Annotated in this window: 9 protein-coding genes and 3 pseudogenes; 4 read left to right on the forward strand and 8 right to left on the reverse strand. The window is 64.8% G+C overall.

Features of this window, described 5'->3' with window-relative positions; all coding sequences use genetic code 11:
• Together ACFYOW_RS28780 and ACFYOW_RS28785 are read left to right on the forward strand one after the other, a co-directional pair.
• Window positions 1-2,470: beta strand repeat-containing protein (locus ACFYOW_RS28780; RefSeq protein WP_387293051.1), on the forward strand; the 2,470-nt coding region annotated here is incomplete at its 5' end.
• Window positions 2,471-2,559: 89 nt separating this feature from the next.
• Window positions 2,560-2,823, forward strand: a complete 264-nt coding sequence (locus ACFYOW_RS28785) for an integrase core domain-containing protein (protein WP_387293255.1) — start codon at window positions 2,560-2,562, stop codon at window positions 2,821-2,823.
• Window positions 2,824-3,786: 963 nt separating this feature from the next.
• Here the strand turns inward: ACFYOW_RS28785 and ACFYOW_RS28790 are convergent.
• The 3 genes and pseudogenes from ACFYOW_RS28790 to ACFYOW_RS28800 all read right to left on the reverse strand — a co-directional run.
• Window positions 3,787-3,939: pseudogene (locus ACFYOW_RS28790) on the reverse strand (DUF4236 domain-containing protein); the annotation flags it as partial.
• A 534-nt stretch (window positions 3,940-4,473) separates the two neighbouring features.
• Window positions 4,474-4,716, reverse strand: a complete 243-nt coding sequence (locus ACFYOW_RS28795) for a hypothetical protein (RefSeq protein ID WP_387293053.1) — start codon at window positions 4,714-4,716, stop codon at window positions 4,474-4,476.
• A 148-nt stretch (window positions 4,717-4,864) separates the two neighbouring features.
• A pseudogene (locus ACFYOW_RS28800) lies at window positions 4,865-6,127 on the reverse strand (IS110 family transposase).
• A gap of 604 nt (window positions 6,128-6,731) precedes the next feature.
• On the opposite strand from ACFYOW_RS28800, the gene ACFYOW_RS28805 reads away from it, so the two are divergent.
• On the forward strand, window positions 6,732-7,046 hold the full coding sequence (locus ACFYOW_RS28805; RefSeq protein ID WP_387293055.1) for a transposase: 315 nt from the start codon (window positions 6,732-6,734) through the stop codon (window positions 7,044-7,046).
• A 270-nt stretch (window positions 7,047-7,316) separates the two neighbouring features.
• Here ACFYOW_RS28805 and ACFYOW_RS28810 read toward each other — a convergent pair whose 3' ends face one another.
• The 5 genes and pseudogenes from ACFYOW_RS28810 to ACFYOW_RS28830 form a co-directional block, all read right to left on the reverse strand.
• On the reverse strand, window positions 7,317-10,589 hold the full coding sequence (locus ACFYOW_RS28810; RefSeq protein WP_387293057.1) for a protein kinase: 3,273 nt from the start codon (window positions 10,587-10,589) through the stop codon (window positions 7,317-7,319).
• 725 nt (window positions 10,590-11,314) lie between these two features.
• Window positions 11,315-11,692 carry a nitroreductase family deazaflavin-dependent oxidoreductase gene (locus ACFYOW_RS28815; RefSeq protein WP_387293059.1) on the reverse strand — a complete coding sequence of 126 codons (378 nt, stop codon included), beginning with the start codon at window positions 11,690-11,692 and terminating at the stop codon, window positions 11,315-11,317.
• An 861-nt stretch (window positions 11,693-12,553) separates the two neighbouring features.
• A pseudogene (locus tag ACFYOW_RS28820) lies at window positions 12,554-12,799 on the reverse strand (alpha/beta fold hydrolase); the annotation flags it as partial.
• 325 nt (window positions 12,800-13,124) lie between these two features.
• On the reverse strand, window positions 13,125-13,316 hold the full coding sequence (locus ACFYOW_RS28825) for a hypothetical protein (RefSeq protein ID WP_387293061.1): 192 nt from the start codon (window positions 13,314-13,316) through the stop codon (window positions 13,125-13,127).
• A 47-nt stretch (window positions 13,317-13,363) separates the two neighbouring features.
• Window positions 13,364-13,744: a DUF5313 family protein gene (locus ACFYOW_RS28830; protein ID WP_387293063.1), complete on the reverse strand. Its 381-nt coding sequence runs from the start codon at window positions 13,742-13,744 to the stop codon at window positions 13,364-13,366.
• Window positions 13,745-14,001: 257 nt separating this feature from the next.
• On the opposite strand from ACFYOW_RS28830, the gene ACFYOW_RS28835 reads away from it, so the two are divergent.
• On the forward strand, window positions 14,002-15,834 hold the full coding sequence (locus tag ACFYOW_RS28835; RefSeq protein ID WP_387293065.1) for a phosphoenolpyruvate carboxykinase (GTP): 1,833 nt from the start codon (window positions 14,002-14,004) through the stop codon (window positions 15,832-15,834).
• Window position 15,835 lies beyond the last annotated feature (1 nt).

Genomic DNA, 15,835 nt, shown 5'->3' on the forward strand with positions numbered 1-15,835 from the left:
CGTCCCCAACGCTGGTCCGGTGACCGGCGGGACCACGGTCGTGCTGACCGGCACAGCCCTGACCGGTGCGACCGCGGTGAATTTCGGTGCCACCCCGGCGACTTCGTTCACGGTGGACTCCTCGACGCAGATCACCGCGGTCGCCCCCGCCGGGACGGCCGGAACGGTGTCGGTCACGGTCACCACCGTGGGTGGAACGAGTAACGGGGTCTCCTACACCTACGTCGCGGTTCCCACCCTCACGACCATCGCCCCGAACGCCGGTCCGGTGACCGGCGGGACCACGGTCGTGCTCACCGGGACGAACCTGACGGGTGCCGCCGCGGTGAATTTCGGTGCCACCCCGGCGACTTCGTTCACGATCGACTCCGCCACCCAGATCACGGCGGTCGCCCCCGCAGGTGCGGCCGGGACGGTACTGGTCACGGTCACCACCGTGGGTGGAACCAGCAACGGCGTCACTTACACCTATGTTGCGGTGCCGACGTTGACCACGGTGGTGCCCAACGCCGGTCCGGTGACCGGCGGGACGACGGTCGTGCTCACCGGGACGAACCTGACGGGTGCGACCGCGGTGAATTTCGGTGCCACGCCGGCGACTTCGTTCACGATCGACTCCGCCACCCAGATCACGGCGGTCGCCCCCGCAGGGGCGGCCGGGACGGTACTGGTCACGGTCACGACCGTGGGTGGCACGAGTAACGGGGTCTCCTACACCTATGTTGCGGTTCCCACCCTGACCGCCATCGTCCCCAACGCTGGTCCGGTGGCCGGTGGGACGACGGTCGTGCTGACCGGCACGAACCTGACGGGTGCGACCGCGGTGAATTTCGGTGGCACCCCGGCGACTTCGTTCACGATCGACTCCGCCACCCAGATCACCGCCGTCGCCCCCGCAGGGGCGGCCGGGACGATACTGGTCACGGTCACGACCGCGGGTGGCACCAGCAACGGGGTCGCCTACAGCTACGCGGCGGTGCCGACGCTGACCACGGTGGTGCCCAACGTGGGTTCGGTGACCGGCGGGACCACGGTCGTGCTCACCGGCACAGCCCTGACGGGTGCGACCGGAGTGAGTTTCGGTGCCACACCGGCGACCTCGTTCGTCGTGGACTCCGCCGCCCAGATCACCGCCGTCGCCCCCGCAGGGTCGGCTGGAACGGTACTGGTCACCGTCACCACAGCCGGCGGAACCAGCAACGGCGTCACCTACACCTACGTCGCGGTGCCCACACTGACCACAGTGGTACCCAACGCCGGTCCGGTAGCAGGCGGAACCATGGTCACCATCACCGGGACGAATCTGACGGGTGCGACCGCGGTGAATTTCGGTGGCACACCGGCGACCTCGTTCACGATCGACTCCGCCACCCAGATCACGGCGATCGCCCCCGCAGGTGCGGCCGGGACGATACTGGTCACCGTCACCACCGCAGGTGGCACGAGTAACGGCGTCACCTACACCTACGTCGCGGTGCCCACACTGACCACAGTGGTACCCAACGCCGGTCCGGTAGCAGGTGGGACCACCGTCGTGCTCACCGGCACAGCCCTGACCGGGGCCACTGCCGTGAGTTTCGGTGGCACCCCGGCGACCTCGTTCGTCGTGAACTCCGCCACGCAGATCACCGCCGTCGCCCCCGCAGGGTCGGCGGGGACGATACTGGTCACCGTCACCACCGCAGGTGGCACCAGCAACGGGGTCGCCTACACCTACGCGGCGATTCCCACGCTGACCATAGTGGTGCCCAACGCCGGCCCGGTAACCGGCGGCGCAGCGGTCGTGCTCACCGGGACGAACCTGACCGGTGCGACCGCGGTGAGTTTCGGTGGTACACCAGCGACCTCGTTCAGCGTCGACTCCGCCACCCAGATCACGGCCATCGTGCCTGCTGGGGCGGTCGGGACGGTACTGGTCAGCGTCACCACCGCGGGTGGAACGAGTAACGGGGTCTCCTACACCTACGTCGCGGTGCCGACGCTGACCGCCATCGCGCCGAACGCCGGTCCGGTGGCAGGTGGGACCACGGTCGTGCTCACCGGCACAGGACTGACCGGTGCGACCGCGGTGAATTTCGGTGGCACACCGGCTAGTTCGTTCAGTGTCGATTCCGACACCCAGATCACGGCGGTCACCCCTGCCGGGTCGGCCGGGACGGTACTGGTCACCGTCACTACCGCGGGAGGAACCGTCGACGGCGTCTCCTTCACCTACGCGGCGGTGCCGACCCTAAGCGCGGTCAGTCCGACTTCGGGGACGGCGGCCGGCGGGAACACGGTCACCATCACCGGGACGAATCTGACCGGTGCGACCGCGGTGAATTTCGGTGGCACCCCGGCAACCTCGTTCAGTGTCGACTCCGACACCCAGATCACCGCGATCGCCCCGTCCGGCACCGTCGGGACGATACTGGTCACCGTCACCACCCCGGGAGGAACCAGCAGCGGGGTCTCGTACACCTACCTCTGACGGTGGATGTGGCTGGGCCGTCGGCGGGCAATTGCTTGCCGACGGCCCATCGCGTTGGCGCGGAGTTCCAGTCCGGATTCCACTGGCACGTGCTCGACAAGGGCATCAACCACGTCTATATCAAGCCCCGCACCCCGCGATTGAACGGGAAGGTAGAGCGCTCTAACCGCATCGACACCGAGGAGTTCTACCGGTTACTCGACGGGGTCGTCATCGACGACGTGAACATCTTCAACGCGAAACTCAAAGAGTGGCAAGACTATTACAACTACCACCGGCCCCACGGCGGACTCGACGCCCAGACCCCGTATGAGAGACCTCAGCAGAAGACACAAACCGGGAACCGGGTGTAGTCGATCTTCACTGACGGAATCCGTTGTGTGGCATTGCTTCTCGGTGTTACCCGGGCGGTTCGACAGCTCGGTTGCGAATCTCTCGGCGGCCTCGGGGCGGGAACAGTCGATCACCCAGCTCAGGCCGTTCGAGGCGGTCAGCGTCAGGTGTCCGTATTCCATGATTGGTAGTTGGGGGTTGCGGCGGTATCGGCGGTCGGGTCCGCCGCGAACGTTGACGAACTGCCATGTCGTGTCGACCTGGGTGCCGTCGCGGGGCGGCTGCTCGTACTCGATGACTCGCTGTCGAGTGCACGTCACGCGCACATGTTGGTAGTCGACATCGCTCCAATCTTCGAAGGAGCGCACCAGGATTCGATCGGGCAGGAATAGCAATGCGTGCCGGTCGTGGGAGATCGTCGGTACCGCGATATTGGTGGTGAGCACGCGGGGTGCTTTCAGGCTGCGCGCGATCGGCTTGCGTTTGACCGCGGCATCGGCTCCGCCGCTGACCTTGTATCCGTAGGTGCCGACGATGGTCGCGGATGCCTCGACCCGCCAAGCCCCGCCCAAGCCGACCATCGCACGATGGCCCTCGCAGAACTCGGCGAACCAGGCCGCGACGGGCCCACTCACCTCATACACTGCTGTCGCTGTCCGTTTCCCGTGTTCCCACCACCACAACCACGCCAATGCGGGCACGCCCACAACCAGGGCAGCGATCGGCATCCACAGCACTTTCGACGTAGCGGCGACACCGATAGTCATCACCAATGCTATTGCTGCCCATGGTAATAGCAGCTGATATCTGCTCGCGGCGAGCAGCTGCTCGATTAGTTCACCCGGTCCGGTCGGCAGCAGTTGCGATGCGTCGAGCCCGGTCGTATCGGCCATATCCGCCGCATCGAACGTCAAGCGGGCTGTGGACGGAATCGGGACGGCGCGGGCGCCAGATTGGGAAGACAGCACGCGGCGGTAATAGACGCCGTGCGCACCGACATGAACATACGTACCGCGTGGTCCGGAACCGACCCGCAACCCGCGAACCCCGACACTGCCGCCCACGCCGGACTTCGAGAAGTTGACCCGAAACGGACCGGCATTCAACGACTTCCGGAAATACAAGCCCGCCGCCACCCCCAATCCCCTCCAGACCCGTGTGATCAGATTCTATGTCGCCACAGAGGGGGCTGGGGGCGCAACGCGCGGGACTTCTCCGGCGCACGGATTCGGGCGCGTGCGCCCTCTGGGCGTCGACATTCGCCGCTGGGCTGTCAGTCGCAGAAAGGCCAACGAGGCGATCATCTCCACGCTCATGGCGCGCCGTCCTTTTCGCCTGGTGCTCCGTCAGGTCCGGCCGCGTCGGACGGTGCGCTCAGGGCACCGATTCCATGCCTGATCGTCGGTCGCGAGTTACCGCAAAATGAGGTATGTCGAACGGTCGTTGTCGATTGCTGAGGTGGTGACTTATCAGGCTGGCCAGGAAATTGGCAGGTCGGGACAAGCTAGGCGACCTCGCCATCGGCGTCGGGGTCATTACCGTGGATGCTGTGCCCGCGTCCAGCGACACTGAGCACAGTTGCGGCGCGGGGCGATGCGACACGTCGCAGGCCATGAGGCGCCACGGCTAGACTTCCCGGCTCGACGTGATCGCCTTACCGCATCGCGCGGCTAGGGATGAATTCGACTGTCTTCAGGGGACATCCGCATCGGGAGAAACTCCGGGATGGTCTTGATCGCCACCACCAAAGCGCCCCCGCCTGCGGCAGCAACTTGCAGGAAGTCCCAAGCGCCCTGCTCGCCCGGCATCGGCGGCACTCCGACTTGGCGGACCTCAACCCCAGGAACACGAGCCAGATGTTCACGCAGAGAACTCAATTCAACGATATCGGACAGCGAGATCTCCACCGCCACAGTCACGACCATCAGGACCCCAGTTCTGGCGTCATCGTCCGGACGGTAATGGTGCCAGACACTCGGCCATTCAGGCAGAGTGCGATTCCCCTCATATCGTGGAGGCCGGACCATAGAGGAAAGGCCAGACCTCCGATTTTGCTAACTGTCAAGCAGCTGCGGATTCGCTCGGTGTGTCGATGGGGTGTCCGAAGGCCTTGATCGGGTCGTAGGTTTGGCGGGTTTGCAGGCAGTGGTGGAGCTGGCCGAGCATCTTGTTGAACAGGTGCCGGACCGCTGGCACATGGCGATCGCCGTGGTCGCGGCGGTGTCGGTAGTGGTCTCGGGCGGGGCCGGAGTGGAGGACAAGGGTGGTTGGCCCAGACCCAGCCGGTCGCGGCCAGGCGGTCGTTCTTGATGCGGCGATGGGTGATGGAGATGACCTTGCCGGATGCCTGTGTGACCGGAGCGGATCCGGCGTAGGCCTTCAACGCGCGTGCATCGGTGAACCGGGCGCGGTCGTCACCGATCTCGGCGAGTATCCGCGCGCCGGTCAGGTCGGCCAACCCCGGGAAACTCGTAATGATGCGGTGGTCCGGATGCTTGCGGAACTCCTCGGCCGCGACCTGCTCCAGTTCGGCGGCGCCGGCGCATGCGGCGTCGAGCATGGCGAGCAACGCCGACGCTTGGCGACCCATCGCCTGTTCCACCGATTCCGGTTGCCGCAGTTGCGGTTTCCGCAAGCCTTCGATGATGTCGGTGGCGAGCCGGTCGATGCCGCGCTGGCGACCTGCCCGGCGCAACGCTGCGGTAACCCTGGTCTTGGTCAACTTGGCCGCGTGGGCGGGGGTCGGCGCGATCGCCAGGATGGCGCGGGCCTCCGGTTTGGCGAGGTTGGTGGCGGATTTGACCGCGAAGGCGTCCAGAACATCGGGTAGTACTCGCGCAACAGGCTGCGCAGCTCGTTGCCGGCCTTGGTGCGCCGCCAGACCGCGTCCTGCTGAGCCCGCGCCAAAACCGCGATGGCACGGGCGAGTTCGCTGTCGACGGGCATCGGCCGGTGCGCATGCGAGTCGACGCGCAAGATGTTGGCCAGCGTCATGGCGTCGGCATGGTCGGACTTGGCGCAGGCCACGGAGTGGCGTTCGCGGTAACGCGCGACCGCCATCGGGTTGATCGCGAACACCGGGCGTCCCGAGCTGCGTAGCGAAGCGACCATGAGTCCACGCGGGGTTTCGATCGCAACTGGGATCGGGTCTTCGGCGCTGTCGCCGACGCTGGCGAGCAGCTCGGTCAGCTCGGCGAACCCGGCCGGGTCGTCGCCGATCCGCTTCTTCGCTACCAGCGTGCCGTGCTGGTCGACGACGGCGATGTCGTGGTGCCCTTCCGCCCAGTCGATACCGCAGTAATGGTTCAATTTTCGTCCCTCCATGAGGCCAGGCCATCCCCGCATCAGATTGAGTGGGTGGTGCTGGGTCCGGAAAACCCGGGCGAGAACGCGCAGCGCCCTACTTACGAGCCTCTGGGGCTTGCCTCCGATGAGCTGTTCGCGATCCCAGCTCACCCGCACGGCACCGGTCTATCTCAGAGCTCCAAAAGGCTCCCGAAATGCAGGGTGTGCGATCGTGCAGGCGGGCTCGAACCACGAGCAATCCCAATCGGTGACGGTGGCCGGACCCGGCCGACACGCCGTGCCATGCCGGACGCGACCACCCGTCGCTGCCGTTTTCGTCCCGGTCTGGCCTGAGGGTTCGCATCCCAGATGGCGGACAGAGATCGCGGCAGCAGTCTCCCGCGGCACGACAGCACGCGGTCTCAACGCAGAACTCGCCGGTTCGCGGTAGCGGCAGGTGTCCGTCGGACAGCAGGAAGGCCGCTGCGGTAGAGCGTGGCGCCCGCAGCACCAGTCACCGCGCCCGATCCGAAAGATCCGATGCTGCCGGACACGACCACCCTGCCTCCCGGGAGACCTTCAAAGGTCAGTTTCAGTGCAGGTGTCCCGGGCCCGGAGTTCCGGATCGTTCACGAATAAGTAGATGGCGGAGAAGAGACGCAAGTTCGATTCAGAGTTCCGTGAGGGAGCGATCCGGATCGTGCGGGAGACCGGGCGGCCGATCGCCCAGATCGCCTGTGAGCTGGGGGTCAACGAGGCGACGCTGACGACGTGGGTGGCGCGGGATCGGCAGCAGCGGCGGGCGAACGAGTCCGATGGCGGGTTGAGCGAGTCCGAACGCGAAGAGCTGCAACGGCTTCGGCGGGAGAACGCCGAGCTGGCGATGGAGCGTGATGACGCCCCTATGTTTGTCAAGTCGTCGCGGGGGCTGTTTCGCCAGGTGACAGTGCGTCTTTGATGATCGGGAAGACCTCGCGGGCGACGTAGCGTTTGAGTCCCTTGAGTCAAGTCCTCATGCTGTGAGGCGTTGTGCTCGCGGCAGTGCTGGCCGCTAATCGGTGAACGCGGCTGGGTGCCGGGACTCGGCATCAGTCTGAGGATCTGAGGATGCAGATCGGCGAAATTTTGTCGCATCCGGTGCAAACATCAGGCCGGATCGACGCAGGTCAGAAGTGACGAAATCCGTTGGGGGAGCGAATAATACGAGCTTCACAACACATAGTGGGGCTCACAGACTCTCTTGTTTGGTTTCCTGCACGATCCAGGCCGCGATCTGAGAGCGTGAGGTGAAGCCGAGTTTGGTCAGGATGTGTTCGACGTGGCCTTCGGCGGTGCGGTGCGAGATCACGAGTTTGGCGGCGATCTGCTTGTTGCTGAGTCCCTGAGCGATGAGGTCGGCGACCTGCAGCTCACGCTTGGTCAATTTCGTGGATGCGCGCGCGGTATCGGCGGGCTGTTCCCCGAGCGCGTACGCCACAGCGGCGCCGATCCCCATCGCCTGACCGTGGCGGAAGGCCGCATCGAATGCGCGGGTGCCGAGGATGCGATGCGTTGTCTGCTCACAATTTTCGTGAAAGCGCGCCATTTCCGGGAAGACAGCTCCAACACTGCTACCCACGAGCCAGCTTCCTTGCGCGGCTCCCAGCAGCACGGCCGCGCGCTCGGCGTCGCCCTGGTCGGCGACAGTCCAGGCCAGTGCCTCGAGACTGAACGCGGTAAGCACCGGGCTACTTGGCCGACGGTTGACTCGCAGCGCTTCCTCGAGCAGGTTTTGAGCTTTGTCCCGCTCACCTTGCTGCCATGCAGCCACACCCAATCCGCGTAGCGCAGCCGAACGAAAGAGCAGTTCGCCCTGCGCTTCGGTAATGGAAAATACCCGGCGGTAATGCTCGGTTGCTCGAGTCATGTCGCCGCGAAGCTCATATGCCCAGCCGAGGATGGTCAGGGTACCGATGTAGAGAGCGCCCGTCCTGTCCCAGCTGAGTGTCTCGATGTCATGTTCGAGGGAGGACGCTACGTTGACCGTTTCGCCGCTAGCGAGTGCGAGAAGGGCGGTCGCATACGCGATCTGCGCCTGGCTCGCGGGAGCGGGGGCCTGTTCCGCGAGCACTCGTGCCTGCTCCAGCAGGGCGGCCGCAGACTGGACATCCCCCTGCGGCGCGGCCAGTTGGCAGCCGACGCAGAACGCCTTGATGCGGTCGAGTACCGGTTGCGCGGCAGGGTGGGCGAGAACGCGGTCGATCCACGATCGGCCTTCCCCATACTGACCGGATAAGCTCCAGAAGTCGTAGAGTGCCGCTGTGGTGCGCAGCCCTGCTTCAGCGGCTTCCTGCGTGTTCTCGGACAGGCAGGATTCGAGCGCTTCGCGCAGGTTGGGTAGTTCGTGTTCGAGGCGGATGATCCAGTCGAGCTGCCGGTCGCTGATCCACCCGGCTTCCGCGTCCAACGCCAACTGCCGATACCAGCCGCGGTGGCGTCGGCGCAGCTCAGTGTCTTCGCCGGACTCTCGTAGTTTCTCCCGGCCGTAGCCGCGAACTGTCTCGAGCATCCGGAAACGCACGGCGGTATCGGATTCCTCCCGGATCAGGATGGACTTGTCGACCAGCGAGGAAACCACATCCAGCGGCGTGTCCGGTGCTAGGTCTGTGCCGCATATCTGCTCGACGGCGTCGAGTTCGAAGCTGCCGGCGAACACCGACATCCGGGCCCACAGCCGCTGTTCGGTCCCAGTGCACAACTCGTAGCTCCAGTCGATACTCCATCGCAGCGTCTGTTGCCGTGTCGGGGCTGTGCGACTGCCGCGGGTGAGCAGCGCGTACCGGTCGGTAAGCCGGGCCAGGATCTGCTGCGGTGACATCATGCGCATCTGGGCCGCGGCCAGCTCGATCGCCAGCGGCAACCCGTCCAGGTGGGCGCAGATCCCGGTGACGGCGGCCTTGTTGCCCTCATCGAGTTCGAAGCCCGGCACCGCTGCCGCGGCGCGGTCCACGAACAACGTCACCGCATCGAAACCGGGCAGCCCGGCCAGGGTCGGTTCCCGGTCGGGGTCGGGGACCGACAGTGGTGGCACCCGCAGCAACGCTTCCCCAGCGATGTTCAGTGGTTCGCGGCTAGTGGCGAGGATCCGCAACTCCGGACACGTCCGCAGCAACGTCTCGGTCAGCTTGGCCACGGCATCCACAATCTGCTCACAGTTGTCCACCACGAGCAGTGTTTCTCGCGAGCTCAGGAAGCCGATCAGAACCTCGAGCAACGGGCTGGCCGACTCGTTGCGCACACCAAGGGTGGCCGCCACCACGTCGACCAGCAGCGCGGGGTCGGACACTTCGGCCAACTCGATCAACCACACACCGTCGGCGAAACCACGTCGCGCACTGGCCGCGGCCCGCAGCGCCAGTCGCGTCTTGCCGACACCCCCGGTCCCGGTCAACGTCACCAGCCGCGCGTTCGACAGTAGATTCTTCAGCTCCGATACCTCGGTGCGCCGGTCGATGAAACTGGTCAACTCGAGCGGCAGATTGCCACTGTAGTCCCGAGTAGCCGCCGTCGGCTTGCGCGCTACCCGCATCGGTGGCTGCTGGTCGGAATCGGCGAGATTCGGTTCGCCTCGCACCGCCATCTCGCCCACCGCGAACCCGTGGCGCTGCTGCAGTTGCCGAAATGTCTGCCCCAGCGCCGCCGCCGACGGCCGCTCCCTACCGTCGCGGCTCATCGCTGTCGCCACCACCGCCGACACGTCCTCGGGGATGCCGTTCTCCCGCAGGTCGGGCACCGGCTGGGTGGTGATCCGGATGAACTGCGCGACCATCTTCTCACCGCTACGACGCTCGAACGCGGCATGCCCGGTCAATGCACAGAACAGGGTGGCGCCGAGCCCATAGACATCCGCGGCCGGGGTCGGCTCGTCCCCCTCGAGCACCTCCGGCGCGGTGAACGCCGGCGATCCGGTCACCACGCTCGCAGTCGTCTGGAACCCACCGGTGATGTGCGCGATACCGAAATCGGTCAACGCTGGTTCACCGTACTCGGTGAGCAGAATGTTTCCCGGCTTCACGTCCCGATGCACGATACCGAGACGATGTGCGCTCTCCAGCGCACCAGCGATCTTCACCCCGATCTGCAGCACCTTCTCCAAAGGAAGCGGACCATGCTCGCGGATAAACGCATCCAGCGAATCCAGCGGGTGGTACGGCATCACCAGATATGGCTGCCCGCTGGTGGTGGTGCCGGTTTCCAGCACGGTGACGATGTTGGGATGCCCGGTCAACCGGCCCATCGCGCGCTGCTCCCGGACGAACCGCGCCTTATTGTCTTCGTCCAATTCCGAGGTCAGAACCTTTACCGCGACCGTCCGGTCCAGCGATGCCTGCGTGCAGCGATACACCACACCGAAACCCCCGCGCCCGATCTCCACGGCGTCCTCGAAACCCGCAGCAGCCAACTCCGCCGTGACAGGCTTCATCGCCTCACGGCGCGTCCGCGGCGGATCGTCATCGGTCATCGGGCCGGGTGTGATCCGACCAGCATCTCTCCGGACACCAGGCAACATGCACTCACCTTTCGCCAATGCCAGCGTATCGCCGGAGAACATCGACGGAGGAATAACAGACTGGAGGCGCGTTGAGCGCGACACCGACCGCCACCAGCGGAGACGGCTACCCGCCTTGCCGTCGGCCCACGGCGGCGCGCCGGACAATTCCAGCGCCGAATCGCCGCCGAAAACGACGCAAACCGGAGCCCCTGGCGGTGCAGGGTGCCGAACCGAGTACTGGCGACTGACCGCCTCGGGCACTCACGCTGACCGCTTGCTCCACTCGATCTCCACGGTGGTGCGGAACACCACTCGGGCCGAGATCTCGCCCAGCACCGACACGTCGAGAAGTTCTGTCGTGCCGGAATGATCGCGCCGAGTGGGCCGCCGCAGCCCGCTCGCGATCGATATGGATCTGCTGGCGGTCGCCGGTCGCGACAGCGAAGGCACCGATCCCGAGAACAAGTCATTGAGGTCGGGCAGGTGGCAGCCACCACCGGTAGCGACACGGAATTGGATTCGCTGATCGTCCGCGCCCACATCGAAGCGGCATGTCGACGATCCGGTGTCCTGAATTTGGAAGTCCCGACATGGCGGTTCAGGACTGACTGATCCGGTTACACCCGGATCGACCTCGTGGCGGTTGCCGAAACCTCTTGTCTACTCGGACAAAAGGTTTCGGCTTCGGCAGGTTGTCAAGCCGGACGCGCCTGCAGATAGTCCGTCGCAGACATGACCTTCAGCGCCTGGCGCACACCGAGTGGCGCCCACCCAGCCGAACCGTCTTGCACCACCACCGGATCGATGAGCAGCACGACAGTACTTTTGGTCTCAAGCTCGAAACCTCCTGCGGCCGTGATGTTCTTGACCCAGTCCACATGGCGGCCATAGGTCAGCGCGATCCGGTAGACACCGTCGTTTTCGAACGCCCACACCGGAGTTCTATAGGGACGCCCGGATTTTCGTCCCTTGTGGACGACCATGCTCATCGGGGGCACTTTGCCGGCCAACCGACCGAGGATCGGGTTCGTCACGTGCCGGTTCAATTTCGCCAGTGTGCGCGGAAGCACCATCTGGGGCGGTCCTTTCTCAGGCGTCACGGGTCGGAGCTCGCAACTTACGGAGACTCGGATCCAGATAGTTATCGCAAGCAACTATCAATGCGCTGCGTTGACCAGCAACCATGATTCACCTACCTGGTACGCCGATTACTGCGGTGGCAACAATTCTTCCGTCCGATTACTGTTCGCGGGAGTACGTATAGTTCATCGCTCAAATAATTTGCATCGAAAAACATTCTTCGGATATTGTTCAATGCTGATCGCATTACCCGCCGATTGCATGAGTAGTGCAATACTCGATTGCCGCAATCAGGTGCTATCACTAACCTCGATCTTTCTCGGGGTGTCCGACCTGGCCTGATCGAGTTCGGATTGGTTTCCGGTCGCTGATCAGCGACCGTTGGGCAATGCAGGATAGCCCGGTCAACGGGTGGCTGCCGAGTTGCACGGGCCCGGATGAAGGTCCCTTTGTTGGTTGTAGGGGTGGTTTGTGCTGGTCAGCCTGGTTGCAGGTGGTCCAGCGTCGGTCAGCAGCAGGCCGGCGCCGCGATGGTGTCGAGACAGCAGGTGGACGCGGCGGGCGTGGTGCGCTTTCCGGCGGGATCGAGAACAGTTGCCGGCGTAGTGTTTTCGGTTCCCAGCAGCGGGCGGGGTGGTGGTGCAGACCGATCGTTTGCAGCAGGCGGTCAGATCAGAGCCAGGGCGACGATCGCGACCCAGATCCAGTTCGCATCAAAGGATTTGAACAGCGAATTTCGTAGCCCGGTGTCCTTGGCACAGCGGACACGGTCCTCGCAGCGAGCGCCCGTATCCCATCGAGGTCGTCCTGTCGCGGGTCGGTTCGCCGAGGTAGGGGCTGGGTTGGTGTGGGTTCTATCTGGTTGGTGCAGTGAGGAAGTCGATGATGACGCGGTTGACCTCGTCGGGGCGTTCGAGGTATCCGTAGTGGCCGCAGCGTTCGATTTCCACGTATCGCGCGCCGGGGATGGCGGCCGCGACTTTCCGGCCGAACACTGCGGGGGCCATCGGGTCGTCGGCGAATCCGACGACCAGGCTGGGGGTGGTGATGCGGGTAGTCGGCGAGGCGGTCGCGGGAGCGGTCCATCCCGAGCTGGGCGCGAACGCCGGGGGAGGGTTTAGCGGTCGCGGAGAATTCGAATATGTCGAGCCATTGCTGGGCCTGGGTGGGGTCTTCGAGGGTGTGGGGTGAGAGGTTCAGCAAAGTCTTGATCGCCGCCGCGTACTGCGGTGGCAGTTGCACACCTTGGTCATGGAGGGCTTGTTCGCCGAGGTTGAGGGTGCGGGACAGGGGATGGGGCCGACCGACTGTCGCCATCATGACCGCCTTCGCGACAAGCTCCGGTCGGGTCAGTGTCAGTTCCTGCCGGGATGAAGGCAAGGCCGAGCTTTTGCCGGGTGGCGAGCGGTCGCGGGCTGGCCAGCTTCAGTGATGGCCGATGCGGTGGAACGGTTTTCCGGTGGTGATGTCTACCAATGCGGCGCTCTCGCACCGTGGGCAGGACGTGGTGTCGGTTGCTAATGCCGAGGTTCGGCACAGTAGCGAGTAGTCCGCGGAGCGCAGGATCCGCCCGCGTAGTCGGCTCAGCGGTGTCACCCGCATCCAGTTCACCTCCATGATTGATTGCTAACTTTAGCAATTATCTAAAGGCTGGACGTCGGGTGTCAGGCGCGGCCGTGGCGACGTTCGTAATCGAGACGCGCTGCTTCGGAGCGTCGTCGGGAATCGGCGTCGGCCAGTGCTGGATCGAGGCCGTGCTTGATCAGGCGGCTGCGTCGGTAGACATACATCAGGGCTGCCGTGAAGTAGATCAGCGGCAGATACAGCAGCGCCATCATCGCCACGCTCATCCATTTCGGGCCCGGGATCAGCAGAAACAGCATGAGCGGCGGGATGACCGGGATCAGGAAACGCATCAGGTAACGCCGTGCAGCGCCGGGCCCGGTCAGGTCATTGCGCACCCATTCCGACATCGACGCGGGCAGGGTGCGGCCGAAGATGTAGCCGATCCGCTGGGGCAGGGTCGGTGTGGTCTGCGCGTTCATCGGGTCAGTATCCCTCACAGGGTATGCTGTTTGCTAAAGTGCGCAATTATGAGATCGGTGATCGGTGCCGATGTCACACCGGGTGGGAGGTTGGTTCACGGGCGCCGGGATCGGTTCGCCGTTGCATCGGATGAAGGCCGGCGTCTTCACGAAGTGCTGAGACTCGCAGGTGGTGGGCATTGTCACCTTCCCGCTGCTGGCCGGCTGATTGCATGATTTCTAAACTAGATATCTAGTGAGTTCGAAGGAGAGCACCTGTGACCGATAGCGCCGCATCCACCCTGGCCGTGGCGGCCCCGACCGATCATTCCGGCGTCACCGCGTGGGTGCGCGAGGTTGCTGAGCTGACCGCGCCGGAGCGGATCGTCTGGTGTGACGGCTCGCGGGCGGAGTGGGACCGGTTGACTGGGGAGTTGGTGGCCAAGGGCACCTTCGTGTGCCTGGATCGCAAGCTGAATTCGTTCTGGTGTGTATCGGATCCCGACGACGTGGCGCGGGTGGAGGACCGCACGTTCATCTGCTCTGAGGACCAGTCCGATGCGGGTCCGACGAACAACTGGGTGGATCCGGTCGATATGCGCACGGTGATGACCGAGCACTATCGCGGCGCGATGGCGGGCCGGACGATGTATGTGATCGCGTACTGCATGGGTCCTTTGGATGCCGCCGATCCGAAATATGGTGTGCAGGTCACTGATTCGGAGTATGTCGCGGTCTCGATGCAGATCATGACCCGCTCCGGGGCGGCGGTGTGGAACAAGCTCACCGACGGTGTCGAATTCGTGCAATGTCTGCACTCGGTCGGTGCGCCCCTGGGGGTAGGGGAGCCCGATGTGGCGTGGCCGTGTGACAAGACCAAATACATCGCGCATTTCCCGGAATCGCGCACCATCTGGAGCTACGGCTCGGGTTACGGCGGCAACGCGCTGCTCGGTAAGAAATGCTTCGCGCTGCGGATCGCCTCGGTACTCGGCCGCGACGAGGGGTGGCTGGCCGAGCACATGTTGATCCTGAAACTCACCTCCCCGCAAGGCAAGACGCATTACATCGCGGCAGCGTTCCCGTCCTCGTGCGGCAAAACCAACCTCGCCATGCTCGAACCGGCGCTGCCCGGTTGGCAGGCCGAGACCATCGGTGATGACATCGCGTGGATGCGTTTCGGTGCCGACGGCCGGTTGTACGCGGTGAATCCGGAGGCCGGGTTCTTCGGTGTCGCTCCTGGTACCGGGGCGAAGACCAACCCGAACGCGATCGCGACCACCGATGTCGGTAACTCGATCTTCACCAACACCGCGCGCACCGACAACGGCGACGTGTGGTGGGAGGGTTTGACCGACCAGCCGCCCGCACATTTGATCGACTGGCACGGCCGAGACTGGACCCCGGAGTCGGGAACCCCTGCCGCACACCCGAATTCGCGCTATTGCACCCCGATCGAGCAGTGCCCATCGGTTGCCCCGGAGTGGAACGACCCTATCGGTGTGCCGATTTCGGCGATCTTCTTCGGCGGCCGCCGCGCGTCGACGATCCCGCTGGTCGCCGAGTCGTTCGACTGGGCGCACGGGGTGTTCACCGCGTCGGTGCTGTCCTCGGAAACCACCGCCGCGGCCGCGGGAAAGGTCGGTGTGGTGCGGCGTGATCCGATGGCGATGCTGCCGTTTCTCGGTTACCACGTCGGGGACTACTTCGCGCACTGGCTGTCGCTCGGCGCGGGCGCGGATGCGGCGAAACTGCCGAAGATCTTCCAGGTCAACTGGTTCCGTCGCGGCACGGACGGCAAATTCCTGTGGCCCGGATTCGGCGACAACGCCCGCGTGCTGAAATGGGCGCTGGAACGGATCGAGGGCACCGCGACCGCGCAATGGACCCCGATCGGTCATGTGCCCACCGCCGATGCGCTGGATCTGTCCGGGCTCGACGAGGGCGCGCGCGACTTGGTCGAGGCCGCGCTCGTGGTCGACATCGAGGAATGGGTAGCCGAGACGCGCTCGATCGATGAGTGGTACGCCACTATCGGCGGTAACCGGCTGCCCGAGGAACTGCGCAAGCAGCTGGCCGCGCTGAAACTGCGCCTGCTCGGTGCCCGCTGAG

This window comes from Nocardia sp. NPDC006982, assembly GCF_042869435.1.
Lineage (GTDB): Bacteria > Actinomycetota > Actinomycetes > Mycobacteriales > Mycobacteriaceae > Nocardia.

Excerpts from the sequence above, each read along its gene's own strand:
- ACFYOW_RS28815 (WP_387293059.1), bottom strand. The coding sequence starts at position 11,692 with ATGGTGCTTCCGCGCACACTGGCGAAATTGAACCGGCACGTGACGAAC.
- ACFYOW_RS28825 (WP_387293061.1), bottom strand. The coding sequence starts at position 13,316 with ATGGAGGTGAACTGGATGCGGGTGACACCGCTGAGCCGACTACGCGGG.
- ACFYOW_RS28830 (WP_387293063.1), bottom strand. The coding sequence starts at position 13,744 with ATGAACGCGCAGACCACACCGACCCTGCCCCAGCGGATCGGCTACATC.
- ACFYOW_RS28810 (WP_387293057.1), bottom strand. The coding sequence starts at position 10,589 with ATGACCGATGACGATCCGCCGCGGACGCGCCGTGAGGCGATGAAGCCT.
- ACFYOW_RS28805 (WP_387293055.1), top strand. The coding sequence starts at position 6,732 with ATGGCGGAGAAGAGACGCAAGTTCGATTCAGAGTTCCGTGAGGGAGCG.